This window comes from Nostocoides veronense, assembly GCF_039531185.1.
Classification (GTDB): Bacteria; Actinomycetota; Actinomycetes; order Actinomycetales; family Dermatophilaceae; genus Nostocoides_A; species Nostocoides_A veronense.
The window spans coordinates 91,852-116,004 of record NZ_BAAAPO010000006.1 but is presented as its reverse complement, the minus strand read 5'-3'; the positions used below and the strand labels follow the sequence as shown (position 1 = coordinate 116,004).

General features: G+C 70.1%; 26 protein-coding genes and 2 pseudogenes. 8 read left to right on the top strand and 20 right to left on the bottom strand.

The window, feature by feature from the left end:
* Positions 1 to 85: 85 nt before the first annotated feature.
* The 3 genes from ABD225_RS01650 to ABD225_RS01640 form a co-directional block, all read right to left on the bottom strand.
* Positions 86 to 1,369: an NAD(P)/FAD-dependent oxidoreductase gene (locus ABD225_RS01650; protein WP_344080284.1), complete on the bottom strand. Its 1,284-nt coding sequence runs from the start codon at positions 1,367 to 1,369 to the stop codon at positions 86 to 88.
* Between the two features lie 87 nt (positions 1,370 to 1,456).
* A complete protein-coding gene (locus ABD225_RS01645; RefSeq protein WP_344080282.1) occupies positions 1,457 to 1,996 on the bottom strand; it encodes an antitoxin in 540 nt (179 codons plus the stop codon).
* A gap of 100 nt (positions 1,997 to 2,096) precedes the next feature.
* Positions 2,097 to 3,383 (bottom strand): isochorismate synthase, encoded by a 1,287-nt coding sequence (locus ABD225_RS01640; protein ID WP_344080279.1) that lies wholly within the window; start codon positions 3,381 to 3,383, stop codon positions 2,097 to 2,099.
* A gap of 89 nt (positions 3,384 to 3,472) precedes the next feature.
* Here ABD225_RS01640 and ABD225_RS01635 point away from each other — a divergent pair.
* Positions 3,473 to 4,164 (top strand): annotated as a pseudogene (locus ABD225_RS01635) (demethylmenaquinone methyltransferase).
* 103 nt (positions 4,165 to 4,267) lie between these two features.
* Here the strand turns inward: ABD225_RS01635 and menD are convergent.
* Complete coding sequence (gene menD / locus ABD225_RS01630) at positions 4,268 to 6,064, bottom strand: 2-succinyl-5-enolpyruvyl-6-hydroxy-3-cyclohexene-1-carboxylic-acid synthase (protein ID WP_344080276.1); 1,797 nt, start codon at positions 6,062 to 6,064, stop codon at positions 4,268 to 4,270.
* Positions 6,065 to 6,409: 345 nt separating this feature from the next.
* Here menD and ABD225_RS18640 point away from each other — a divergent pair.
* Positions 6,410 to 6,466: pseudogene (locus ABD225_RS18640) on the top strand (hypothetical protein); the annotation flags it as partial.
* Between the two features lie 8 nt (positions 6,467 to 6,474).
* On the opposite strand, the gene ABD225_RS01625 reads toward ABD225_RS18640, so the two are convergent.
* Positions 6,475 to 6,732, bottom strand: a complete 258-nt coding sequence (locus ABD225_RS01625; protein ID WP_344080273.1) for a hypothetical protein — start codon at positions 6,730 to 6,732, stop codon at positions 6,475 to 6,477.
* Between ABD225_RS01625 and ABD225_RS01620 the strand changes: the two genes are divergently transcribed.
* Entirely contained in the window at positions 6,707 to 6,946 is a 240-nt protein-coding gene (locus ABD225_RS01620) for a hypothetical protein (RefSeq protein ID WP_344080270.1), read from the top strand. The two genes, ABD225_RS01625 and ABD225_RS01620, sit on opposite strands and share 26 nt — an antisense overlap.
* A gap of 11 nt (positions 6,947 to 6,957) precedes the next feature.
* Here the strand turns inward: ABD225_RS01620 and ABD225_RS01615 are convergent, their stop codons facing one another.
* A complete protein-coding gene (locus ABD225_RS01615; protein ID WP_344080267.1) occupies positions 6,958 to 7,683 on the bottom strand; it encodes a VOC family protein in 726 nt (241 codons plus the stop codon).
* A gap of 54 nt (positions 7,684 to 7,737) precedes the next feature.
* On the opposite strand from ABD225_RS01615, the gene ABD225_RS01610 reads away from it, so the two are divergent.
* The 4 genes from ABD225_RS01610 to ABD225_RS01595 are packed head-to-tail and all read left to right on the top strand — an operon-like array spanning position 7,738 to position 10,404.
* Positions 7,738 to 8,103, top strand: coding sequence for an ArsC/Spx/MgsR family protein (locus tag ABD225_RS01610; protein ID WP_344080264.1), 366 nt, complete (start codon positions 7,738 to 7,740; stop codon positions 8,101 to 8,103).
* On the top strand, positions 8,100 to 9,224 hold the full coding sequence (gene menE / locus ABD225_RS01605) for an o-succinylbenzoate--CoA ligase (protein WP_344080688.1): 1,125 nt from the start codon (positions 8,100 to 8,102) through the stop codon (positions 9,222 to 9,224). Before ABD225_RS01610 ends, menE begins: the two co-directional genes overlap by 4 nt.
* 4 nt (positions 9,225 to 9,228) lie before the next feature.
* Positions 9,229 to 9,498: a PLD nuclease N-terminal domain-containing protein gene (locus ABD225_RS01600; RefSeq protein ID WP_344080261.1), complete on the top strand. Its 270-nt coding sequence runs from the start codon at positions 9,229 to 9,231 to the stop codon at positions 9,496 to 9,498.
* A 33-nt stretch (positions 9,499 to 9,531) separates the two neighbouring features.
* Positions 9,532 to 10,404 carry a 1,4-dihydroxy-2-naphthoate polyprenyltransferase gene (locus ABD225_RS01595; protein WP_344080258.1) on the top strand — a complete coding sequence of 291 codons (873 nt, stop codon included), beginning with the start codon at positions 9,532 to 9,534 and terminating at the stop codon, positions 10,402 to 10,404.
* 111 nt (positions 10,405 to 10,515) lie between these two features.
* Here ABD225_RS01595 and ABD225_RS01590 read toward each other — a convergent pair whose 3' ends face one another.
* From ABD225_RS01590 to ABD225_RS01550, 9 genes are all read right to left on the bottom strand, one after another.
* The gene (locus tag ABD225_RS01590; RefSeq protein ID WP_344080255.1) at positions 10,516 to 10,800 is read right to left on the bottom strand and encodes a DUF4229 domain-containing protein; all 285 of its coding nucleotides are present in this window, start codon (positions 10,798 to 10,800) and stop codon (positions 10,516 to 10,518) included.
* A gap of 1 nt (position 10,801) precedes the next feature.
* The gene (gene ccsB / locus ABD225_RS01585) at positions 10,802 to 11,797 is read right to left on the bottom strand and encodes a c-type cytochrome biogenesis protein CcsB (protein WP_344080252.1); all 996 of its coding nucleotides are present in this window, start codon (positions 11,795 to 11,797) and stop codon (positions 10,802 to 10,804) included.
* Positions 11,798 to 11,841: 44 nt separating this feature from the next.
* A complete protein-coding gene (locus ABD225_RS01580) occupies positions 11,842 to 12,180 on the bottom strand; it encodes a hypothetical protein (protein ID WP_344080249.1) in 339 nt (112 codons plus the stop codon).
* A 42-nt stretch (positions 12,181 to 12,222) separates the two neighbouring features.
* Positions 12,223 to 13,767: a cytochrome c biogenesis protein ResB gene (gene resB, locus ABD225_RS01575; RefSeq protein WP_344080247.1), complete on the bottom strand. Its 1,545-nt coding sequence runs from the start codon at positions 13,765 to 13,767 to the stop codon at positions 12,223 to 12,225.
* A complete protein-coding gene (locus ABD225_RS01570; protein ID WP_344080244.1) occupies positions 13,764 to 14,558 on the bottom strand; it encodes a cytochrome c biogenesis CcdA family protein in 795 nt (264 codons plus the stop codon). The genes resB and ABD225_RS01570 overlap by 4 nt, the downstream gene beginning before the upstream one ends.
* Positions 14,555 to 15,151, bottom strand: coding sequence for a TlpA family protein disulfide reductase (locus tag ABD225_RS01565; protein WP_344080241.1), 597 nt, complete (start codon positions 15,149 to 15,151; stop codon positions 14,555 to 14,557). The genes ABD225_RS01570 and ABD225_RS01565 overlap by 4 nt, the downstream gene beginning before the upstream one ends.
* Positions 15,148 to 15,783 carry a histidine phosphatase family protein gene (locus ABD225_RS01560; RefSeq protein ID WP_344080238.1) on the bottom strand — a complete coding sequence of 212 codons (636 nt, stop codon included), beginning with the start codon at positions 15,781 to 15,783 and terminating at the stop codon, positions 15,148 to 15,150. Before ABD225_RS01560 ends, ABD225_RS01565 begins: the two co-directional genes overlap by 4 nt.
* Positions 15,780 to 17,147 carry a glutamate-1-semialdehyde 2,1-aminomutase gene (gene hemL, locus ABD225_RS01555; protein ID WP_344080236.1) on the bottom strand — a complete coding sequence of 456 codons (1,368 nt, stop codon included), beginning with the start codon at positions 17,145 to 17,147 and terminating at the stop codon, positions 15,780 to 15,782. Before hemL ends, ABD225_RS01560 begins: the two co-directional genes overlap by 4 nt.
* A 108-nt stretch (positions 17,148 to 17,255) precedes the next feature.
* Positions 17,256 to 17,756 carry a MarR family winged helix-turn-helix transcriptional regulator gene (locus tag ABD225_RS01550; RefSeq protein WP_344080233.1) on the bottom strand — a complete coding sequence of 167 codons (501 nt, stop codon included), beginning with the start codon at positions 17,754 to 17,756 and terminating at the stop codon, positions 17,256 to 17,258.
* Positions 17,757 to 17,890: 134 nt separating this feature from the next.
* Here ABD225_RS01550 and ABD225_RS01545 point away from each other — a divergent pair, with 134 nt between their 5' ends.
* Positions 17,891 to 18,424 carry a YceI family protein gene (locus ABD225_RS01545; protein WP_344080230.1) on the top strand — a complete coding sequence of 178 codons (534 nt, stop codon included), beginning with the start codon at positions 17,891 to 17,893 and terminating at the stop codon, positions 18,422 to 18,424.
* A 25-nt stretch (positions 18,425 to 18,449) separates the two neighbouring features.
* On the opposite strand, the gene hemB is transcribed toward ABD225_RS01545, so the two are convergent.
* The 5 genes from hemB to ABD225_RS01520 are packed head-to-tail and all read right to left on the bottom strand — an operon-like array spanning position 18,450 to position 24,073.
* Entirely contained in the window at positions 18,450 to 19,448 is a 999-nt protein-coding gene (gene hemB / locus ABD225_RS01540) for a porphobilinogen synthase (protein WP_344080227.1), read from the bottom strand.
* Complete coding sequence (locus tag ABD225_RS01535; protein ID WP_344080224.1) at positions 19,448 to 21,073, bottom strand: bifunctional uroporphyrinogen-III C-methyltransferase/uroporphyrinogen-III synthase; 1,626 nt, start codon at positions 21,071 to 21,073, stop codon at positions 19,448 to 19,450. Before ABD225_RS01535 ends, hemB begins: the two co-directional genes overlap by 1 nt.
* Positions 21,070 to 22,083 (bottom strand): hydroxymethylbilane synthase, encoded by a 1,014-nt coding sequence (gene hemC, locus ABD225_RS01530; protein WP_344080221.1) that lies wholly within the window; start codon positions 22,081 to 22,083, stop codon positions 21,070 to 21,072. Before hemC ends, ABD225_RS01535 begins: the two co-directional genes overlap by 4 nt.
* A complete protein-coding gene (locus tag ABD225_RS01525) occupies positions 22,080 to 23,405 on the bottom strand; it encodes a glutamyl-tRNA reductase (protein ID WP_344080219.1) in 1,326 nt (441 codons plus the stop codon). Before ABD225_RS01525 ends, hemC begins: the two co-directional genes overlap by 4 nt.
* The gene (locus tag ABD225_RS01520; RefSeq protein WP_344080216.1) at positions 23,402 to 24,073 is read right to left on the bottom strand and encodes a redox-sensing transcriptional repressor Rex; all 672 of its coding nucleotides are present in this window, start codon (positions 24,071 to 24,073) and stop codon (positions 23,402 to 23,404) included. The genes ABD225_RS01525 and ABD225_RS01520 overlap by 4 nt, the downstream gene beginning before the upstream one ends.
* Positions 24,074 to 24,153 lie beyond the last annotated feature (80 nt).

Genomic DNA, 24,153 nt, shown 5'->3' with positions numbered 1-24,153 from the left:
CCTTTCCGTCGATGTGGTGCGCGTCACGATCCAGCCACGGGCAATCCTATGGCGCAAGGCCGACACTCCGTACGTCGCCTGGCTGTTATGCATCCGGTGCCATCCTCGCCATCGCATTGATGATCCGGTCGGAGGCTGCGCCGCCGCGCTCCTCGGGAAGGTTGGCCATGACCTTGAGCAGGAACTTCATCAAGGTGGTGCGCGGCAGGCCGTACTTCGTCGCCAGCCGCATGACCTCGGGGTGGCCGATCGCGTGGGCAAACCACCGGCCCAGGGTGAAATAGCCGCCGAGGGCGGACTTCATGAGCTCGGGGTATGCCGCGAGCACCCGCTCGCGGTCCGCGTCGCTGCCGCGGGTGAGAGCCTGGGCGATGATCTCGCTGCCCACGCGGGCCGCCTCGAGGGCGTAGTCGATGCCCTCGCCGTTGAACGGATTGACCATGCCGCCGGCATCGCCGACGAGGAGGAGGCCGTCCGCATACAACGGGCTGCGGTTGAAGCCCATGGGGAGGGCGGCGCCGCGGATCGGGCCGGCGGACTCATCGTGGGTCAGGTGCCAGTCGGCGTCGATGTCTTCGACCCAGCGGCGCATGACGTCCTTGTAGTCGGTCTTGCCGAAGGCGCTGGAGGTGTCGAGGATGCCGAGCCCGACATTGGTGCGGCCGTCCTCGAGGGGGAAGAGCCAGCCATAACCGGGCATCAGCTGCCGGTTGCCGGCGTCATCGCGGGTCCACAGTTCGAGGTGGGACTCGAGATAGTCGTCTTGGCGGGGCGTCTTGTAATAGGCGCGCACGGCGACGCCCATGACCCGGTCCTCGCGCTTCTCCCGGCCAACGGCGGTCGCGAGGCGGGAGGAGACGCCATCGGAGGCGACGACGACGGGGGCGCGCACGGCATACGTCTCCCCCGTGGCCCGCCCCTTGGCGTCGAGGCGTTTGGCGCTGACGCCGACGACCCGGCCGGTGCGCTCGTCGCGCATCGGCTCGGTGACCGAGGTGGCTTCGAGGAGTTTGGCCCCGCGCTGCTGGGCGTGGCGGGCCAACGCCTCGTCGAACTGGCCGCGGGTGCGGACCATGCCATAGCCCGGGAAAGTGCGGGTCGTGGGCCAGTCGAGCGTGAGCGTGTGGCCGCCGCCCTTGATGCGCAGGCCCTGCGTGCGCTGCCAGCCGGTGGTGTCGACGCCGAGGCTGACGAGTTCCTTGACCGCGCGCGGCGTCAGGCCGTCACCGCAGATCTTGTCGCGGGGGAAGGTGGCCTTCTCCAGCAGGACGACATCGAGTCCGTGTTGGGCGAGGTAGGCAGCCGTGGCGCTCCCGCCCGGGCCGGCGCCGACGACGACGACATCGGCCTGATCGACAGGCTGTGTCATGTGATGGTCCCTCGCGCGCTTGTGAACGGTTTCACGAACTGAGCGAGTCTAGGCGAGCCTGCGCACGGCGGGGGAAGTAAGGCTTGCCTAAGTCGCGGCTCCATCCACTGGGAGAACGGGCGTGGTCGGCGTGCTTCCCGGTTCCGCGGGCGGGGCGCTGGGGATCGTCGGCTCGCTGGGCTGGGGCGGCACGGGATCCGTCGGTGTCGCCGGTGGGGCGCTCGGGTCCGCAGGCCGGGTGGGTTCGGCCGGCGGTGTGGGTTCGGCCGGGGGCGTCGGCTCGGCCGGCGGCGTGGGTTCGGTGGGCGGGGCTGGCTGGGTCGGAGGCGCCGTCTCGGCGGGTTCGGCAGGCTCGGTGGGCTGTGCGGGCGGGGCAGGCTGCGACGGCGGTGCCGGCTGCTCGGGGGTCGTCGGCGGGGCGGGAACTGTCTCGTCCGGCATACCGAGCGCATCCTCCAAGGCTTCGCGGCCCTGCTCGATCATCGAATCGAAGCGGCCGCCGGTGCGCTCGCTAATGACCTGCTCGACCTTGTCGAAGGCGGCATCGGCCTGTTCGGGGTGCTCGCGGGCATACTCCTTGGCCTTGTCCACGGCCTCGCCCGAGGAGAACTGGTTCGGTTGCGTCATCTGGCGCTCCTCTCGCATCCGGCGCCCGGCGGCCCGGGCCCGTTCCTCAGGCTAGGCAGGAGGAGGCGCGTCACGGGGCCTTAGCCGCCAGGCGGCGGCGTCAAATACGCGCCGTGAGTGCGTCGCGCATCGGGAGGAACTTGGCGTCCGATTCGGCGACCTCGTCGTCGGGATCCGAACCGGCGACGATTCCGCAGCCGGCATAGAGCGTGATCGTGCGCGGATCGGCCTCGTCGAGGCGACCGGAACGCAGGCCGATGCCCCACTCGCCATCGCCCGCGGCATCCATCCAACCGACCGGGCCGGCGTAGCGCCCGCGATCCATGCCCTCCAACTCGGTGATGAGGGCGTCCGCGGCGGGGGTAGGGGTGCCGCAGACCGCCGCACTCGGGTGCAGCGAGGCGGCGAGTTCCAGGGAGGTCGAGCCGTCATCGACGGCGCCCGCGACGTCGGTCGCGAGGTGCATGACATTGGGCAGGTGCAGGACGAATGGTGTCTCCGGAACATTCATCGAACCACAGTGTCGCGCAAGGGAATCGGCGACGGAACGCACGGCATACTCATGCTCCTCCAGGTCCTTGGAGGAGCGGGCGAGCGACGCGGCGAGGGCGAGGTCGTGGTCGTCGTCGCCGGTGCGCCGGATGGTGCCGGCGAGCACGCGGGAGGTCGCGAGCCCGCGATCAAGGCGAACGAGCATCTCGGGGGTCGCGCCGACCAGGCCGGCGACGGCGAAGACCCACGTGTTGGCGTATGCCGCCGCGAGCCGCCGCAGCAGCCATTGCGGTTCGATGGGTTGCTCCCCCTGGGCGACGAGTGCGCGGGCGAGGACGACCTTGTCGAGGTCGCCGCGGGTGATGCGGGTGACGGCTTCGGCGACCGCGATCTCCCACTCGGCCGCAGTCTTGGGGCCGTCGGCGAAGGCGATCTCGCCGGGGCTGGAAGGGTCGCTCGCGGGGATGAGTTCGGGGGTGGCGGGGACGGCTTCGCCGACCGTGGCGGTCGTCAGCCAGGCCCGGCCGGAGCGACGACCGACGACAACGGAGGGCACGACCAGGCGCGAATCGTCTTGGGAGGCTGCGGCATACGCCATGGAGCCGAAGGCGATCGGGCCGGTGCCGGGGCGGGCGAGGTCGTCGCGGACGACGGCCGCACTGCATACCTCCCGCCACCAGTCGGCCGCTTGGGCGAAGCGATCGGACCCGCGCGTGGCGAAGTCGAGGGCGCTGCCCCAGCCGACGAGACCCTCGCCATGACGCACCCACGAGCAGACCTGCGAAGCCGGGGTCGCGGCGGGGATGAGGGTCAGCAGGTCCGCGGCGACGGCTTCGGGGATCTCGACCGTGCGAGCGATCAGGCGCGCGGGTCCGGCGGCGGGCAGGGTGGACATCGGCGGCAAGCCTACGACTCCCGCGCGCCGAGAACGGCAGCCGATGGGTGTGACACGGGTCCGGTCGGGGCGTGAGGGATGATGGGCGCATGAGTCGCGCCAGCCTGGAGAAGGACCCGACCGAGGTCGCGGCGATGTTCGATGACGTCGCCGCTCGCTATGACGTGACCAATGACGTGCTCAGCCTTGGACAGGACCGGCGGTGGCGCAAGCAGGTGGTCGCGGCGGTGGCGGCGGTTGCTGGGGAGACGGTGCTGGACATCGCGGCAGGGACGGGGACGAGTTCGGAGCCCTATGCCGACGTGGGGTGCGCGTGATTCCGGCGGACTTCTCGCTGGGGATGCTCAAGGTCGGGAAGCGCCGGCGTGCGGACTTGGGGTTCACGGCGGCCGATGCACTGCGATTGCCGTTCGCGGACAACTCTTTTGACGCGGTGACGATGTCTTTTGGGTTGCGGAATGTGTCGGACTCTTCGCTGGCGCTGCGGGAGTTTGCCCGGGTGACGAAGCCGGGTGGGCGCTTCGTGCTGTGCGAGTTTTCGGCGCCGACGAACAAGGCCTTCCGGACGATCTACAACGAGTACCTCATGCGGTCGTTGCCGCCCGTGGCCCGTCGGGTCAGCTCGAACCCGGACTCGTATGTCTATCTGGCCGAGTCGATCCGGGCCTGGCCCGCGCAGCGCGAGATGGCGCAGATCATCGCCGACGCCGGGTGGAGTTCGGTGCGCTGGCGCAATCTGTCCGGCGGCATCGTGGCCCTGCACCACGCGGTCAAGGCCTGACGCCTGCTCGGGCCGTGGCGGCGCGGCGGGCGGGCGTGCGCGACCTAACGCCCGGGCTACCGCCTGGTACTGGTCGCGATCACGGCCGATACCAGTCGGTAGGTCAGGCGTTAGCGCGGGCGGCGGTGGCGCGCAGGTGGGCGTGGGCGTCCTCGTGACCGGCGCGATCGATGGGCACCTCGATGACGCGTAGGCCGTTCGGGGTCTGGCTCACGCTGGCGGCGAGCGCTTCCGAGGTGGTGGCGAGGTCATGCAGTATGCCGTGGGCTCCGGCGAGTGCGCCGAGATCGGTTGTCGTCGGGGTGCCGAAGAGCCGTTCGTAGGGTTCGGTCAGGGCCGCCCGGCCAGGCTCGAGGAGCCCGAAGATGCCGCCGCCTTGGTCGTTGACGACCACGATGGTCAGGTTCGGGCGGGGTTCGGCGGGGCCGATGAGCAGGCCGTTCGTGTCGTGCAGGAAGGTCAGGTCGCCCATCAGGGCGTATGTCGGCCGGTCCGGCTCAGCGAGCGCGATCCCGATGGCGGTGGAGACGCAGCCGTCGATGCCCGCGAGGCCACGGGAGGCGAGGATGGCGCAGCCGGGGGGCACGCGGCATACGCCGAAGTCGATGTCTCGCACCGGATTTGATGGGCCGGTGAACAGAATCGCGTCCTCGGGGAGGGCGTCGATGACGGTTCGCGCGATGGCGAGACCGCTCGGCCAGGCTGGCGGGTCGTCGGCGACGGCCGCCGCGAGGGCTGTGCCGGCCTCGTGCCAGGCGCGAGCCCACGGGCCGTGATCTGGGTGGGTGACAGCGGCTTGGGTGGCAGTGCGGTGGGTCGCAGATGCCGCGTGCGCGAGTGTCGCGTGCAGGTCGGTGGCGTGGGCGACGACCCCAGCAGGATCGGCATACCGCTGCGTGTCGGTGAGGGCCTCAACGCGCAGGCCCGGGCGGCGAAGCAGGGCGGTGACCGGACGGGACAAAGTGGTGCGACCGACGACGATGACGCGCTCGGGCGCATGGGCGTCGACAAAGGTGGCATCGGTGAGCAGGAGCGGGCCATGCGGGAGGACACCGGGCTCGTCGTCGGCCCGCTCGCCGAAGGGTTCGGCGATGACGGGATAGCCGTGCTGTGCAGCCCAGGCCACCACCTGCGGGCGGTCGTGGGCGTCCACGAGATCGCCGAGGACAACCAGGGTGGTTCGGTGGGGAACTTTGCTGTCGCCCTGGCCGCAGCAAACTTCCCCAGCGTGACGCTCGACCGTGGCGACCGTTCCACGTGTCAACTTGGCCGGGGCGGTCGAGGCGGCGGGTGAGAGTAGCGGCCAGGAATCCGGCACCAGGGGCTCGGCGAGGCAGACGTTCAGGTGAACGGGGCCTGGGTCGTGCCTGGGGATTTCACCCGCGGGTGACCCGAGCGCGGCGGCGATGGCCGTCGACATGAGCGACTCGACGGCACCGAGATCGAGCGCGGAGGCACCGTCCGTCCCAACGATCGGAGCGGCTACCTCGCCCGCCACATCGGCCTCGAAACGCACCGCCCCCGGGAAGATGCCCGGCTGGGTCGTCGTCTGGTTGGCGCCCGAACCACGAAGTGCCGCAGGCCGATCCGCGGAGAGGACAAGCAGCGGAACCTTCGCGTGGTGCGCCTCCAAGACGGCCGGGTGCAGATTGGCCACGGCCGTTCCGGAGGTGGTGATCACCGCGGCGGGGACGCGCGAGGTCTTGGCCAAACCAACAGCCAGGAAGCCCGCCGACCGCTCGTCCACCCGCACATGCAGACGCACCAAGCCGGCCTGCTCGGCGGCATACGCGGCATACGCCAGCGGCGCGGAGCGCGAGCCGGGGCACAGCACGATCTCGGACACCCCCTCCCGGATCGCCGCGGCGATCAGGGCCTGGGCGAACTCAAGGGCGGACACCCGATGAATCCTGCCAGCACCGCCGGACACGAGCGCCACCGCTGGCGAGGAGCACTCCGAAAGCCGGCCGGCAAGCAACCACCGGTCAGCGGCGCGCGCACCCGGCCCGGCATGGCAGGCTGGGCCCTCACGAGAACCATGATTGACGGAGTCCGATCCTGACCGACCTCTCCCAGCCGGCCAGCGACGTCGACCTGCCCTGGGACGCCCTGGTGGCCAAGGCGACGCGCCACCTGCAATTGCAGACCATCCTGCAAGACCGCTTCATGAACCTGCGCGAGGCGGCCTGGGCGGTCAATATCACCGAGGGCACGATCACCTTCACCCACGAGGGGCCAACAGGCGGTGGCGCCGGTGCAGATCGTCGGCACCCTGAACACGGCGGACTCCGCCTGGATGTGGGGCTGGGATCACCCGTCGGTTCCGGAGGATCTGGGCGAGCACGCCCGCGCGGTGCGGTCGACGGCATACCCACCGAGCACGACAGCGACCAGTTGGCGCGGCCGGTGCCGCCTTTCACGGCCGAGCAGGCGATCGGCGTCGTGCAGTCCTATCAGCGGCAGATGGAGCCGATCTACCGGATCGGACTCGACCAGGACCTCGACGCGGCGGAGGAGGAGCGGCGCCTCGGCGCGCAGCGAGTTGCGGGCGGCCTTCTGGCGGCGCACGGACGACTTCCACGAGGGCGGAGTCTTCGGCAGCGGCAACGACTACGCGATCGCCGAATTGACCGATTGGCATGCAGCGCCCGTCCACGAGCGGCTGTGGCAGGTGACCTACCGGCGGCGGATCACCCCCGATCTGGCGATGAACGAGGGCTATCTCGTCATGCTCTTCGACGACGCCCCGCAGTTGGTGGACCTCATCGAAGACGCCGACTGAGGCTCACGCGCTCACAAGGTCCCCGTCGCGGGGCGCCGATCGGTGAGGCAGTAGACCTGCCCGCCCGGGGCGGTCATGACGCTCCAGTGCGTCCACTCAGCCGTATGCCGTGCGCCCAGCCCCTCGTGTTCCGCGCGGGTTCGCGCCCGGTCGGCGCAGGCGAGATCCGGGTGTCCCGTCACCACGCCGCCTTCGGTGTCGTTGCGCTGCAATAGGATTCGGACCGGCAGGTGGCGTGGTCGCGGCAGAACGCGGAACTGATTCATCGACCCCGTCACCGGCTCGATCCCCATGAGCGCACCCCAGAAAGCGCACTCGGCTTCCCACTGATCCGCCGGAATATCGAGACAGAGCTGGTCGAGCAGGACCGCGCCGCCGCGCTCCTGACGCGCAGCGCCATGCCAGGTCGTCAGGCAGAAGACGAAGCCGCCGGGCGAGCGGAGCACGACATACCCATCCCCGGGATAGCGGAAGACCTCCCGCGCGCCGAGCCCGATCGCGAAAAGCGCTGCGGCCGAGGGATCCTCGACATCGAGGTCGAGATGCACTCCCCCGTCGTCGCCGACTGCTTGCAGCTTCACCCACGGATCTCCGGCCGGCGGCGCCAACGTCGCGAACTCGCCGCCCGCCCCGCGCACGTCGACCACCTGCGTGCCCGTGGCGTCGGCCCAGAACTGCCATAGCTCATCCGCCGGGGTCGGCACATCGAGGAAGATCCACAGCCAGCGCACGTCCACCCGCCCAGCCTGCCAGTCCGCGCCCAGCCTCGGCGAGCGCTTAAAGTGGCGAGCGTGAGTGAGACGACGATCCTGCACAATCCGGCCTGCTCGACCTCCCGCGCGGCGCTGGAGAACGCCGAGGACGTCGGCGCGGCGGTGGCGGTCCGCAACTACCTCAAGCAGCAGCTCACCGAGGCCGAGCTGCGCGATCTCATCGCGATTCTTCGCGATCCCGTCGGCGATCTGGTGCGCCGGGACGCCTATTTCGTCGAGCAGGGCCTCGAGCACGACGACATCGATGACGCCGATTCGGTGGTCGCCACCCTGCTCGCCCACCCGCGACTGCTGCAGCGCCCGATCCTCGTGCGCGATGGCGTCGCGATCATCGGGCGCCCGAAGGATCGCGCCAAGGCCTTCCTCGCGGGGCAGGACGTCTGAGCACGCTCGAGCTCGTCGACCCGAGCGCCCTGCTGGCCCGGCTGCGCGATGCCCTGAACGGCGGCCCGGCGCTGCGGCCGTATGTCGGCGCACCCCCTCCCCTGCCCCCGCACGATCCCAACGACCTCCCACCTGGCCTGGTCCTCGCGGTCGGCACCTCCGGCTCCACGGGCGAGCCCAAGCTCGCGCTGCACGACGCCGACAGCTTGCGCGCCAGCGCCGCCGGGACGTATGCCGTCCTGCACGGCCCCGGCCAGTGGCTGCTGGCTATCCCGCCCCAGCACATCGCCGGCCTGCAGGTGCTGGTCCGCTCAATCCTTTCCGGGACGACGCCCGTCATCATGGATCGCGACGCTGGGTTCACGCCGCAGGCTTTCGCCGCGGCGACGGCGGCGCTGACGGGCGAGACGGCATACACCTCCCTCGTCCCGACCCAGGTGGGCCGGCTGCTCGACGACCCGGCCGGTGCGGCGGCCCTGCGGCGGTTCGCCGTCGTGCTCGTCGGGGGTAGCGCGGTTCCGCTCACACTGCGGGAGCGCGCGTTGGCGGCGGGCGTGCGGCTGGTCGCGACCTATGGCATGAGCGAGAGCGCTGGCGGCTGTGTCTATGACGGTCGGCCGCTGCCGGGGGTCGAGATTGCCATCGATGAGGACGAGCGGATCCACCTCGGCGGCCCGATGATCGCCCACGGCTATCTCGGGCGCCCCGACCTGACTGCGGCGAACTTCACCACCCGGGATGGGAAGCGCTGGTTCGCCACCGACGACCTCGGCGCCCTCGACCCCGACGGCCGGCTCACCGTCCACGGGCGACGCGATGATGTGATCACCACCGGCGGGCTCAAAGTGCACCCGCGGGTGGTGGAGGAGGCGGTGCTCACGGCATACCCCGGGCTCAAAAGCGTTGTCGCCGTGGGGGTTCCGGACCCTGAGTGGGGCCAGATCGTCGCGCTCGCGGTGACCGGCGAGCACCCGCCGACCCGCGATGAGGTGCGGGATCGGCTGCGGGGTGAGCTGGCGGCATACGCCCTGCCCAAGGTGGTGCGCGTCCTGCCGCACCTGCCCGAGCGCGGCCCCGGCAAGCCCGACCGGCGGGCGATCGCCGCGATGGTGGGACAATAGGGGCATGCTGCGCTTCCTGCCGGGGCTGATCGCCCTGGTCCTCGCGATCTACACGCTGGTCGACTGCGTGCAGACGCCGGAGGAGCAGGTGCGCGGCCTGCCCAAGGTCGTGTGGGTTTTCGTCATCTTGCTGTTCCCGTATGCCGGCCCCGCTGGCTGGTGGTTCGCCGGCCGGCCGCGGGCGCTCGCCCTGCCCGGCCGTGAGACCGGTCGGCCCCGTCCGCCGCGCCCCAAGGGACCAGACGACGACCCCGACTTCCTGCGCAATCTCTGACCCTTTCGTTTGACCGAGGACTGAATCCTTCTCATGGCTACGCCTGCCCAGTGGGTCGCCGGTGCCCGCCCCCGGACCCTGCCCGCCGCCGTTGCACCCGTCCTCGTCGGCACCGGTGCCGCCGCGCAACTCGACCGCGAGGACTTCGGTCTGGCGCTGCTGGCGCTGCTGGTCTCCCTGGCGCTGCAGGTCGGCGTGAACTATGCCAATGACTATTCCGATGGCGTCCGCGGCACTGACGAGGCACGGGTCGGGCCGGTGCGGCTGGTCGGGCAGCGCCTGGCGGATCCGCGGCATGTGAAGGTGATGGCCTTCGGCTTCTTCGGCCTGGCCGGGCTCGCGGGCCTGGCGTTGTGCGCGCTGGCCGGCACGATGAACCTGCTCTGGGTCGGCGCGGCGGCCATCCTCGCGGCCTGGTATTACACCGGTGGCAAGCGGCCCTATGGCTATCGCGGGCTGGGCGAGCCGTTCGTCTTCGTCTTCTTCGGGCTCGTCGCAACGCTCGGCACGATGTGGACGCAGGCGCACGCGCTGAGCGTTGTGGGGGTGCTGGGGGCGTATGGCGTCGGCGCTCTCGCCACCGCGCTGATGGTGACGAACAATCTGCGCGACCTGCCGAGCGATCGCGAGGCCGAAAAGCTCACCCTCGCCGTGCGCTGGGGCGATGCGAAAACCCGCTCGTTCTATGCCTTTTTGGTGATCAGCGCCCTTTTCACGGTGCTGATGTATGCCGTCTCCGCCCCCTGGGCGCTGCTTGCCTTCCTCGCTGCACCGCTGGGCCTGCAGCAGGTGGCGCGCGTCGCCCGCGGCGCTCGAGGGCGTGACCTGATCCCCGTGCTCGAAGGCACCGGCCGCACCCAGCTGGTGTATGCCGTCCTGCTCACCCTCGGCCTGTTCCTGGCCTGACGCGGGTCGGGCCGTGAGTCGGTTCCTAGGTCGTCCGCGCCGGTCGACTGCGTGGTGCTAGCACCAGTTAGAAAACCCCGAAAAACGTCCCGTGACCGGCGGAAGTCAGGGTCAGCGGAAGTCGGCGTCGGTGGCCGCGTCTTGCGTGGCAGCGTCTTCGATGGCCTCATCGGAGTCGGCGCGCTTGGCGGCGAGCCGGCCCTCGACCCGGTTGCTGAGTTTGTCGACGGTGTCCTGGCGCAGCGGGCGCAAGGCGAAGTACGAGATCAGCACCGAGAGGGTCGCCGCACCAACCAGCAGCCACGGCTGCTGCGAGCGGTCGCGCAGCCCGAGCAGCCAGAGCAGGCCAAGGCAGCCGAAGAAGATCAGGAAACGCAGCAGGGTGTAGCGGACCACGTCATACCCCTGAATAGCTGTGCTGGCCGACGAAGTACATATTCACGATGGAGTAGTTGATGATGATGCACGCGAAGCCGGCGAGCGCGATATAGGTCGCCTTCTGGCGGCTGATCCCGGTGGTGGCGCGGGCGTGCAGGTAGGCGGCATACACCACCCAAATCACGAAGGTCCACACCTCCTTGGGGTCCCAGTTCCAGTAGGACGCCCAGGCCTGCCGCGCCCAGATGGCGCCGGCGATCAGGGTGAAAGTCCACAGCGGGAAGGCGATGACGTGCAGGCCGTATGACAGCCGCTCCAGTTCGGGGGCGGGCGGCAGCACGCGCCGCAGACCGGCGAGGCGGCCGGGTGCCCCGCCGCCCCGAGCCTCCGCGCGGTCGACCAGCAGATAGGCCAGACCGACCATTGCGGCGAGCGTGAAAACACCCACCGAAATCGTCGCGACCGTCACGTGGATGACCAGCCAGCCGGACTTCAAGGAGGGCATGAGCTGGGCGGCCTCGGTGTACCAGAAGGTGGTGGCCGAGCCGAGCATGAGCAGCACGGGCGCCGTGACGAAGGCGCCGAGCCAGTCGACATTGCGCTTCAAGCCCCAGAGGCAGAAGGACAGCAGCAGCACAAAGGACGCGGCGGCGACAAACTCGTGGAGGTTGCCCAGCGGCGGACGGTGCACGGACAGGCCGCGGAAGAGGATCGAGACCCCGACGAGCAGCGTGGCGAGCCCGGTGAGCATGCGCGCCGGCCCGGCGGCCTTGCGCGCCTTGACCAGCCCACTCGCGCTCGCCGCATCATCGCCCGGTCCATCCGGCGACCGGTGAACCGCCGGACCGCCGGCCCCGACGAGCACGTCGGCGCGCGCCGGCTCCACGGCATCACGCGGCGCGGCCGCCGCCGAGCGCGCCAGATAGACGATGAACCCGAGCATCGCCAGCGTGAGGACCACGATGGCGGAGTAGAGGCTCACCAGTGAGTACTGCTCCAGAACTTCACGTGTCATAACGCGGGCATCCTCTCACGGGGTCCTGACAGGCCCCTTAGGCCTCAGCGGACGGCAGTGACGGCCTGGGGTTTGTCGGCCGCCGCGAGATTGGGGGCGACGCTGAAGACGACCGTCCCCTTCGGGGAGGTGTAGGTAACGGTGACGCCGTTGTACGTCCACGCCCGCGAGGACAAGCGCGTCCAACTCGACCCGGCCGGCCCACCGGAAGTGCGCCATAGCGAGGCGACGACCTCGGGCGTGGCATAGCGACCAGCCGCCGCCTTGTCCCCCACGCGCCACGCGGCAACCAGCTTCTCGACATAGGTCCCGACCCGGCCGATGATCGGCCGGCCTTCCTCCGCGACATACACCTTGCGCCAGCCACTTTGATAGGTGTCCACCGCGCAGGGCAGAGGTATGACGCATGCCCGCAGTCTTGCAGGTCACCGACTCGGCAGTCCGGCGGCCAGCCGATCGAGGTAGTCCTGCAGGCCGGAGTCGTCGCCCTTGGCGAGCGCGCCCAGGCGCACGCGGGAGCCACCCGCCGGCAAGGCCTCGACGCGGGCGAAGACTCGGCGGCGGCGGATCAGCAGCGAGGCGATCAGCCCGGCCAGTGCCAGGAGCGAAGACCACAGCGTCAGGTCCTTGGCCGGGTCGTGGCGGATCGACAGGCCGGCCCAGCGGACCACCTTGTTGAAGGTGATCGACCCGCGGTCGCCGGGCAATTGCACCGTCTCCCCCGGCGCGATCCAGATGCGCAGCGGCTCGCCATTGGTGTCCTTGACCTGGGTCATCTCCTTGGTGTTCAAGGTATAGACCGACCCCGACAGCCCCCCAGGGTTGAGCTCGCCTTCATACAGCCCTAGCGCCATCTTGGGGTCGCGCGCGTCAGGGAAGATCGAGATCGGGCCCTGGTCCTGGGTGATGACACCGGTGGGCAGCAGATTGCCGAAGAAGCCGAGTTCTTTCGGCTGGGCGCCGGGGACCTTGATCGCGCCGGAGGAGGTGTAGTTGTTGTCCCGCGCGAGGAAGACCGTCGGTCCCGTGTAAACCACTTTGCCGCGCGAATCTTTCACGGTCACATCGGCGGCATAGCCATTGCCGAGCAGGAAGATCGCGGCCCCGCTCATTTCGACCGGGTGGTTGACCTTCAGCACGTGCGACTGCTCCGGCGCACCGGGAGAGTCGGTGGTGCGCAGGTATGCCGAGAAGTCCCGCGGCTGCCCGAACTGGCCACCGCCCACGCGGTCCTCGAAGCTCGCGTCGAAGCGATCCAGGGTCAAGGTGAAGGGCGGCAGTTTCGCGGTGTCGACGCGCGGCCCGGGATCGAGGGTGTCGTAGTTGATCGCCGTGTCAGAAAAGCTCCCGCCAACCGGGACGATGACATCGCCCTTCCACCCCCACACGTGCCCGACCGCGACGCCGACGATGACACCGATCAGGGCGGTATGGAAGAGCAGGTTGCCGGTCTCCTTCGCATAGCCGCTCTCCGCTGCGAGGGTATGCCCGTCGCGCACGTCCACCCGATAGCGCCGGCCAAGCGCGGCCTTCACGCTGGCGAGCGCGACGTCGGGGTCGGCGTCGAGGTCGCGCTCGGCATACGCCGGGAGCCGGTCGAGGCGAGCCGGCACGCGCGGCGGGCGGCCGCGCAGGTGGCGAAGGTGGATTCGCGTGCGGGGCAGGACGCAGCCGATCAGGCTGATAAGCAGCAGCAGATAGATCGCCGAGAACCACGGGGTCGCATAGACCTCGAAGAACCCGAGCCGATCCAGGATCGGGCCCATCGTCGGATGGCGGGCGATGTAGTCCGAGGTGCGGGTCGGGTTGATCGAGCGCTGCGGCCAGATGGACCCGGGCAAGGCGGCGACCGCGAGCAGCAGCAGCAGGAGCAGCGCGGTCCGCATACTCGTGAGGTTGCGCCAGGCCCAGCGGGCCCAACCGAGCGGGCCGAGGCTGGGTTGCTGGATGCGGGCGCTCTGGGCGGTCACAGGAAAACCTCGAAACCGCCGATGGCGTGCACCTGAAGCCAACTCATGATCCGCGCCCATAGGCCGCTGACCAGCAGAATCCCGACGGCGAGCAAGAGCAAGCCGCCGGCTAGGTGGATGCGGCGGCTGTGCCGGCGCAGGAAGGCGTTGAAGCGGCCCGCCCGCTCCCAGGCCGCCGCCATCACGAGGAAGGGCAGGCCGAGGCCGAGGCAGTATGCCGTCGCGAGCGTTACCGCGCGCCCCACGCTCGGCTCGGTCGCGGTGGCCATCGCGAGTACCGCGCCGAGGGTCGGGCCGGAGCAGGGGGTCCAGCCGATCCCGAAGACGGCGCCGAGTGCGGGCGCCCCGAGCAGGCCCATGCGCGGCCGCCAGCGCGGGGCGAGGGTGCGCTGGGTGCCGGCGCCGAGGAAGACCAGCGCCATGACGATGACGATTGCCCCGCCGATCCGGGTCAAGGCTTCTTGATGCTCCCAAAAGGCCCGTCCGATGCCGGTGACGAATAGGGCCATCAGGATGAAGACGGCGCTGAAGCCGGCGATGAAGAGCAGCGTGCCCAGCACGACCCGGCTGCGGGCGGGCGCCGCGACAACCCCGCGCGGCGCGGTGGGTGCGGGTGTCGGTGCGATGGGCGAGGGGCCGGCACCCGCGACATACCCCAGGAATCCGGGGACTAGCGGGAGCACGCACGGGGAGGCGAAGGAGACCAGGCCGGCGAGGGCCGCGATGGCGATGGCGACGGGCAACGCGCCCGAGGCCACCGTCTGCGAGGCGCCCGCCACGAGCTGACTCACGAGGCGGGGCCCCCGGCGACATCCTCGATCAGGCCGGTCAGGGTCGAAGCCGTGATGGGCCCGGAAATGCGGGCGGCGATCCGGCCCTGCCGGTCGAGGACCAGGGTCGATGGCATCGCATTGGCCTTGCCCTGCAGCATCAGCACCGCCTTGCCGCCGGGGTCGCTGAGGCTGGGGTATGGCAGCTTCCACTCCTCGACCTGCGCCTTGCCGGTCGTCGCCTCCTCGCGGAAGTTGATGCCGAGGAAGTCCGCCTGAGCCGTCACCGTCGGGTCGGTAGCGACCGCGACCAGGTCGGGGGCTTCCTTGTCACACGGGCCGCACCAGGAGGCCCAGATGTTGACGACGAGGAGCTTGTCGCGGCCGGTGCTGCTGTCGTATGCCGCCCCGTCGACGGTGGTGCCCGTCAGGACAACGGGCTCGCCGCGCTTGGCTTCGGGGATGAGTTCGCTGGTGCCATCGCCGGCGATATAGCCCTTGCCGTCGCCGGCCTTGGCCTGGTTGGCGATGTCATTGCCTGTGCATCCGGCCAGGCTCAGGGCCGCGGCCGCGGTGAGGGCAGCGAGAATGGCCGCGCGGCGAGAGGGGCTCACGCGCCGACGCTCGCGGTGGCATCGGAGATCAGGTGCCGGGCCGGTTCCGCATACGACACCGACGCAATCTCGCGGCCGTCGAAGGCGATCGTCGTGACCGAGGCGAGCGAGCATTCACGGCTGCGCGGGTCGTGCCAGAGGCGGCGACCTTCGGCGGCGCTGCGCATCATCCAGATCGGCAGTTGGTGGGAAACGATGACCGCTTCGTGGCCGGTGCCGGCCGCTCGGGCGGCGTCGACGGCGGCACTCATGCGCTCGACGATCTCGACATAGGGCTCGCCCCAGGACGGCTTGGTGATGTTGTGCATCTTGGCAAGGTTCTTGGGGCGCAACAGATTTGCAAGGCTGACCTGCTGGCCCTCGAAGCGATTCGTCGCCTCCAGGACGCGCTCGTCCAAGGTGACCGGGAGGCCGAGGCGCTCCGCGAGCGGGGCCATCGTTTCTTGCGCGCGGATCAGCGGGGAGGAGACCAGGTGGGTGATATCGCGGCCGTGGAGGTGATCGGCGACAACCTGCGCCATCGCCCGGCCGCGCTCGGAGAGGTGGAAGCCGTCGAGGCGCCCATAGAGGACCTTGTCCGGATTGTGCACCTCGCCATGGCGCAGGAGGTGGACCAGGGTGCGCTCGCTCATGGCGCGATTGTCGCAAAGGATTCTGAGGCGGCTCGCGCGGCCTCCGGGAGGGCTTCGACGACCCGGTCCAGGGCCGCGTCGTCGTGGGCGGCGGAGACGAACCATGCTTCATAGGCGCTCGGCGGCAGGTGGACGCCCTGGTCGAGCATGCTGTGGAAGAAGGCGGCGTAGGCCGGGCTGCTGGTGGTCTTGGCCTGGTCGTAGTTGGTCACCGGGCCCTCGGTGAGGAAGATGCTAAACATCGAGCCGGCCCACTGGATCGTATGTGGCACACCGGCTTTCGTGAGTTCTGCGGCCGCGGCGTCGGCGATGGTGTGGGCGGTCGTGGTCAGGTGGGAGTAGACGTCGTCGGTGCAGCCGCGCAGGGTCGCGAGCCCGGCGGCGGTGGCGACGGGGTTTCCGGAGAGGGTGCCGGCTTGGTAGACGGGGCCGTCGGGGGCGAGGTATGCCATGTGGGCCGCACTGCCGCCGAAAGCCGCCGCGGGGAAGCCCCCGCCCATGACCTTGCCGAAGGTGAACAGATCGGGGGCACCACTGTCATACGGACCCTCCAGGCCGTACCACCCGGCCCGGCTGCAGCGGAAGCCGGTCATCACCTCATCGGAGATGAGCAGGGCGCCGTGCGCGCGGGTGATCCGGCGCAGCGCTTCGGTGAAGCCGGGCAGCGGCGGAACGACGCCCATATTGCCCGGGGCAGCCTCGGTGATGACCGCGGCGATGTGCTCGCCATCGGCGGCAAAGGCCGCCTCGAGCGCCTCAATGTCGTTGTAGGGCAAGACGATCGTCTCGGCTGCGGCGCTTTGCGGGACGCCGGCCGAGTCGGGCAGGCCGAAGGTCGCGACGCCCGAGCCGGCGGCGGCGAGCAGGGCATCGACATGCCCGTGATAGCAGCCGGCAAACTTCACGACGCGCGAGCGGCCGGTGATGCCGCGGGCCAGGCGAAGTGCACTCATGGTGGCCTCCGTTCCGCTGGAGACCAGGCGCACCTGCTCGACCGGCTCGATGCGCGCGACGATCTCCTCGGCGAGGGCGATCTCGTTCTCACTCGGTGTGCCATAGGAGAAGCCGCGGCCGGCTGCTTCGGTCACGGCGCGCAGCACGTCCGGGTGGGTGTGACCGAGGATCATCGGGCCCCACGAGCCGATCAGATCGACATACTCGCGGCCGTCGGCGTCGGTCAGGTAGGCACCGCGGGCGCTGGTGACGAATCGCGGCGTGCCGCCGACGGACCTGAAGGCGCGGACCGGGCTGTTGACGCCGCCGGGGACGACGCGGCGGGCGCGGGCGAAGAGCGCCTCCGAGGCGGGAGCGTCACTGGGGTGAAGAGGCGCTGCGGGGGCCGGGGAGGGGTGAGCGGACGGCATACGTCCAAGTCTCTCAGACGGGCGAACGGGGCCCGGCCTCGGTCGAGTTCGGGAAACACGCCGATGGCAGCCCGGGATGCTCGGCGTGTTTCCCGAACTCGTCGGGCGTCAGCGCAGGGAGTCGCCGGCCTGGCCGGGCTGGGCCAGGTGGTCGCGGACCTTTTGCAAGGCGGTGCCGAGGGCGAGGAACTCTTGGGGCTCCAGCACTTCGATGAGGTGCTCACGGACCGAGGTGACATGGCACCTGGCCATCTGGTCGATATTCGCCTTGCCCGCGTCGGTGAGGACGAGTTCGACGCCGCGGCGGTCGTCGAGGCAGGCCTCGCGGCGGACCCAGCCGCGCTTCTCGAGGCGAGCGGCCGTGTGCGTGATGCGACTGCGGGACTGCACGACGAGGTCGGCGAGGGCAGACATTCGCATGCGACCGTCGGGTGCCTCGGAGAGCATGGAGATAACTTCGTATTCGGACAGCTGGGTGCCGTGGTGGGACAGGTCGCGATCGAGGGCGACCTCCAGGAGCCGGGTGGCGCGCAGGTACGAGCGCCACGCTTGCTGCTCGGATTCGGTGAGCCAGCGCGTGTCGTCAGACGCGGCAGATGAGGAGGTCATCGGGGCCCATTCTGCCAGGTAAAGGGGCCTGTCGTAGAACGCGCAACCATTGCCGACTTGACGATCGTCGATTTCGTTGAAATATTAATGATCGTACCCACCGCGAACGACGAACTCCCCCAAGGATGAGCACTATGAGCAATATCAAGAACCTCCCCGCCGGCACCTGGGCGATCGACCCCAGCCACACCGAGGTCGGCTTCGTCGCCCGCCACCTGATGGTCAGCAAGGTGCGCGGCAACTTCGCCGATGTCGCCGGCACCGTCGTGGTCGCCGAGGACGTCACCGCCTCCACCGTCGATGTCACGGTCCAGATGGCCTCTGTCGACACCCGCAGCGCCGACCGCGACGCGCACCTGAAGAGCGCGGACTTCTTCGACGTCGAGAACTACCCGACGATGCGCTTCGTCTCCACCTCCTTCGACGGCGAGAAACTGACCGGCGATCTGACGATCAAGGACACCACCAAGCCCGTCACCTTCGAGGTCGACTTCAATGGCGTCCAGGCCGACCCGTGGGGCAACACCAAGGCCGGCTTCGAGGCCGAGGCCGAGATCAAGCGCGCCGACTGGGGCCTGACCTGGAATGCCGCCATCGAGGGCGGCGGCGTGCTCGTCTCCGACAAGATCAAGATCGTCCTCGACGTCCAGCTGCTCAAGCAGGCCTGACGCCCGCGGCGGGAGCTGTTGGCTCTTACAGGAGGGCGGCGGCGTCGAGGGCGAAGTAGGTCAGGATCAGCTGGGCACCGGCGCGGCGGATGCCGATCAGGGACTCGAGCATCACCCGGTCGCGGTCGATCCAGCCGCGATCGGCGGCGGCGATGATCTGGGAGTACTCCCCCGAAATCTGGTATGCCGCAACGGGAACCGGGCTCGCGGCCGCCACGGCGGCGACGATATCGAGGTGTGGGCCGGCCGGTTTCACCATGATGATATCGGCCCCTTCGGCGAGGTCTTGCGCGAGTTCGCGCAAGGCCTCGGTCGCGTTCGGCGGGTCTTGTTGGTATGCCGCCCGGTCTCCGACGAGCGAGCTCGCGACCGCCTCGCGGAAGGGCCCATAGAGACCGGAGGTGTATTTCGCCGTATAGGCAAGGATCACGACGTCCTGGAAACCTTCGGCGTCCAGGGCCGCGCGGACGTGCCCAACCTGGCCGTCCATCATCCCCGAGAGACCGAGCACGTGCGCACCTGCGTGCGCCTGAGCGAGTCCCATCGCGGCATACCGCTGCAGCGTCGCGTCATTGTCGACCCGCCCGGCCGCGTCGAGGACCCCGCAGTGCCCGTGCGACGTGAACTCATCCAGGCACAGATCGGTCATCACGACGAGCCGATCCCCGACCGCGTCGACCACCGCCCGTGTGGCGACATTGAGGATGCCTTCAGGGTCGTCCGCGCCCGAGCCCTCCGCGTCCTTCGCCAGCGGCACTCCGAAGAGCATGATGCCCCCGAGCCCCGCGTCGACGCACCGATGTGCTTCTGCGACAAGGGATTCGATCGTATGCTGCACGACCCCCGGCATCGCGCCGATCGGCTGCGGCTCATCGATCCCTTCCCGCACAAAGACCGGCAGGATCAGATCAGCCGGGTGCAGCCGGGTCTGCGCGACCAGCCGCCGCATCGCGGCTGAAGTGCGCAACCGGCGGGGCCGAACGCTCGGGAAGGTGCCCGACGGCATACCCCCGGCAGCCGGCATCACGAGCGGGCCCGGCGGCGCGCAGTGCTGCGGCGCTTCTCGCTCGGCCGGCGCAAGACTTCCCCCGCCTCGAGAGCCGCGGCCGCCCGGCCGCGACCGAAGTCCGCGAGCGCCTCGATGAGCACCGGCACGCTCGCCTCGGGCGCGAGGACGTCGACGCGCAGGCCATGATCCTCAGCGGTCTTCGCGGTCGCCGGGCCGATGCACGCGACGATCGTTGATGCGTGGGGCTTGCCGGCGATGCCGACGAGATTGCGCACGGTCGAGGAGGAGGTGAAGACGACCGCATCGAAGTCGCCGCCCTTGATCGATTCGCGAACCTCCGGCTTCGGCGGCGCGGCGCGCACGGTGCGGTAGGCGGTCACAGCTTCGACGCTCCAGCCGAGATCCTCCAGGCCGGCGACGAGGGTGTCGGTCGCGATATCGGCCCGCGGCAGGAAGACCTTGTTGATGGGGTCGAGGTCGGCATCGTATTCGGGCCATTCTGCGACCAGCCCGCGCGCCGAAGCCTCCCCCGATGGCACCAGGTCGGGGCGAATACCCCAGGCGCGCAAGGCTTCTGCCGTCACGCCACCGACGGCAGCGACCTTCAAGCCGGCGAGCGCCCGGGCGTCCAGACCGATCTCCTCGAAGAGTTCACGCACCGCCTTGACGGCATTGACCGAGGTGAACCCGATCCACTCATACGAACCGGTCACCAGCCCCCGGATCGCCTTGTCCATCTGATGGCGCGTGCGCGGCGGCTCGACGCTGATTGTCGGCACGATCTCGCCGTGCGCTCCATGTCCGGCGAGCAGGCCGAGCACCGGTTGCGCCTGGTCCATCGTGCGCGGGATGAGCACGCGCCACCCGAAGAGCGGCTTGGACTCGAACCACGACAGGTGCTCGCGCATCGGCACCGTCGGGCCGAGGATCGCCAGCGTCGGGAACCCCAGACCGGCGACGGTGCGCGCGGCGACGCGCAACTCGCACACCTGCGTGCGCTGCCGAGTGGTCGTGCCGTGCTCGGTCAGCGCGACCAGCGTTTTGGGGTCGCGGCCGGCGGCTAGCAACGCCTGCGCGCCCGTCTCCAGATCGGGCGCGGTGCCGAGCAGGACCACGGTGGTGGCGGGGTCCGCATATGCCGCCCACTCGATCCCGCTCTGCCCCGGGGCGAGCACGTGGACGCCGGTGACCGCGGCCCCAGTGAGCGGGATTCCGGCGTATGCCGGGACCGCCGTCGCCGCCGTGACTCCCGGGACGATCTCGAAGGCGATGCCGGCCTTCTGGCAGGCGATGGCCTCCTCGGCCAGCCCGTTGAAGGTCGCCGGGTCGCCGTCCATGAGCCGCACGACGAGGCCGCCCGGGTGCGCCTTGGCTGTCGCCACGACGAGCTTGGCGCGCGAGGCGTGGGTGAGGGCCTGGCCCGGCGTGCCATGCGAGGCATCGACGATCTCGGCGTCCGGGCAGGCGTGGCTGCGCACGACATCGAGCGCCGTCAACTGATCGGTGACGATCGCATCGGCCGCCGCGAGGGCCTCCACCGCGGCGAGGGTGAGCAGGCGGGGATCCCCAGGGCCGGTGCCGACAAAGGCCACGCGGGCAGCCGGGCGCTTGCGCCCGGTCGGGGTGGTCGTGGGGCTCACTGGTCGCTCTCCATCGATGCGGTCACGCTGGTGGGGGGTGGGGTTGACGGCGGGCCGTCGGTCGGTGGTCGAGGCTCTCGGGCCTGGGCCGCGCCGTCCTCCAGGAGCAGCCGGGCCAGGCGTATGCCGACCCCCTCCGGATCGTCGGCCGCACCGACCATGGAGCGGCGCAACTCCAGGGCGCCGGCGCGCGTCCCGACGAAGGCGCGCAACGACAGCTCGGGACCATCGAACCCCTCGACGATCTCGCCGAGGACGCCAATGGGCGCCGTGCAGCCCGCCTCAAGTTCGCGCAGGACGGTGCGTTCGGCGGTGATGCAGGCACGGGTATCCGCATCGTCGACGGCAGCCAGCAGCGCGATCAGTTCCGCATCGTCCGCGCGGCATTCGACGGCGAGGGCGCCTTGACCGGCGGCGGGCAGCATCTGAATCGGGTCAAGGACTTCGGTGGCGAGGTGAGTCAGGCCCAGTCGGGCCAGGCCGGCGCGGGCCAGGATGATGGCGTCCACATCGCCGGCCGTCACGCGAGCGATGCGCGTCTCCACATTGCCGCGGATGCCCGTGAACTCCAGACCGAGGCCAAGCGCCCGCAGCTGCGCCTCCCGGCGGGGCGAGCCCGTGCCGACCACGGAACCGGGCGGCAACTCCCCCAGCGTGAGGCCGTCCCGGGCGATGACGACATCGCGAACATCCTCACGACGAGGAGTCGCCGCCACAATGAGACCAGGTTCCGGAGTCGTCGGCAGGTCCTTCAGTGAGTGGACAGCGAAGTCGATATCGCTGTTGTGCAAGGCCATTCGCAGCGCCGACGCGAAGACACCGGTGCCGCCGATCTGTTCCAGCGGCGCCGTCGAGATATCGCCTTCGGTGACGATTTCGACGAGCTCAATCTCGTGGCCGAGGGCCTGCAGGGCGTCGGCCACGTGGCCGGATTGCGTCGTCGCCAGGCGGCTGCGGCGGGTGCCGAGGCGCAGCGTGCGTGGGCCGGCCGTCATGGGCTGCGGGCTCATCGCGCCGCCCCCTCGTCGCTGGCCCGGTCGAAGGGTGGCGGCGCCGAAACGGTGGCGACCGTCTCGGGATCGAGAGCGAAGAGTTCGGCGAGGGCATCGGCATACGCCCCGATGCGGCCGCTGGCGGCCAGCTCCTTGACCCGCAGGGTGGGTCCGTGCAGCAGCTTGTCGACCAGCCGACCCATGGCGATTTCGACTTCGCGGCGCTCGGCATCGCTCAGCTCCGGGGTGCGTCCCTGGAGGCGGGCGAGTTCGCTGTCGAGGACCTCGACGGCGCGAGCGCGCAGGGCGGCGATGGTCGGCGCCGCCGCTTGCACGGAGCGTTCCGTGAGGTATGCCGCCACCTCGGCGGTGACGATATCCGTCGCCGCCTGCACCTGGGGCCCGCTGGCGGAGTCCGCGATGAGGAGACCGAGATGCTCTAGGCCCAGTCGGGTGGTGCCGGGCAGATCGGCGATGGCGTGGTCGATGTCGTGGGGCATCGCGAGGTCGAGATAGACCTGCGGGCGCCCGCCGCGCAGCGCCTGGGCGCGCGCGGCATCGTCGGCCGTGAGGATGACGCCCGGCGCGCCGATGCAGGCGATGACGATATCGGCGCCGACGAGGGCTTCGTCGAGTTCGGAGAAGCGCACCGCCTCGCCGTCAACGCGCGCGGCGAGGGCGGCACCGCGCGACAGCGTGCGATTGGCGATGACCAGGCGACCGACGCCCGCTCGGCGGGCCGTCGTCGCCGACAGCGCGGCCATGGCGCCGGCGCCGACCACCACCACGCTGGCTTCGGACAGATCGCCGAGGATCGGCCGGGCGGCGGCCAGGCCGGCGTCGACGAGGGAGCCGGAGACGGTGTCGATCGAGGTGTCGGTGTGGACGCGCTTGCCGACGCGCAAGGCGCGCTGGAAGAGGGTGTTGAGCGCGGGCCCGACGACGCGCTCCTCTTGGGCCTCATGCAGCGCCATTCGCAACTGCGCGCGAATCTGACTCTCTCCCACGGCCATCGAGTCCAAGCCACCCGCGACGCGGAAGGCGTGGGCGATCGCGCGGTCCTCAAAGTGCACGGCCAGGCGGTCGGTCAGATCGGCGCGCGGCAGGTCCGCCACCGACTCCAACGCCTCGGTGACCGCAGCGACCGCGCCATGGAAGGTCACGGCCTCGACATAGACCTCGGTGCGATTGCACGTCGAAACAACGACGCTCTCGGCGATGTGCTCGCTGCCCGCCAACTCGGTGGCGAGGCGGCGGCGCCCCTCACTGTCCAGCGAGATGCGCTCGAGCAGGTCGAGCGGGGCATTGTGGTGGGAGAGGCCGAGGACGAGCAGGCTCATGGCGCCACCCGCTCCAGGTCGACATCGAAGTCTCGGCGTTGGCGCAGGAAGGCGAGAATTTGCAGCTCCGCGGCGACCTCGACTGGGCGCACATCCACCGCGTCGGGGACCGCGAGATTGCCGCCGGCCAGGTTGAGGATCGAGCTGACCCCCGCCGCGACAAGCGCATCCGCGACCTGTTGCGCGGCGCTTTCAGGAGTGGCGATGACCCCGATCGCATCCCGACCGCGCACCGTCCCCGGCAGGTCGGCGAGGTCTTGAATGGTCAGCTCTCCAACCCGCTCACCAATCACGGCCGGGTCCACATCGAACAAGCCGGCCACGCGAAAACCCCGGGCGAAGAACCCGCGGTGGCCCGCCAGGGCACGCCCCAGGTGACCCATGCCGACGATGACGACGGCCCACTCCCGGGTCATCCCCAGCTCGCGGGAGATCTCCAGCGAGAGGTGCTGCACGTCATACCCCACCCCCCGCACGCCATACGTCCCGAGCTGCGAGAGGTCTTTGCGAACCTTGGCCGAGTGCACGCCGACGGCGGCGGCGAGTTCCTCGGAGGAGGTGCTGCGCACCCCGCGGTCGGCCATCGCGGCGAGGACCCGGAGGTATGCGGGGAGGCGGGCGACCGTGGCGTCGGGGACGCCGCGGCGTCGCAACTCCGTTGCCGCCACAGCTCGCCTCCTCGTCGACCGTGCCCTGCTGCGTGGGATCGGGAAAATCCCGGATCACCGCTTCTGCCCAGCACATTACG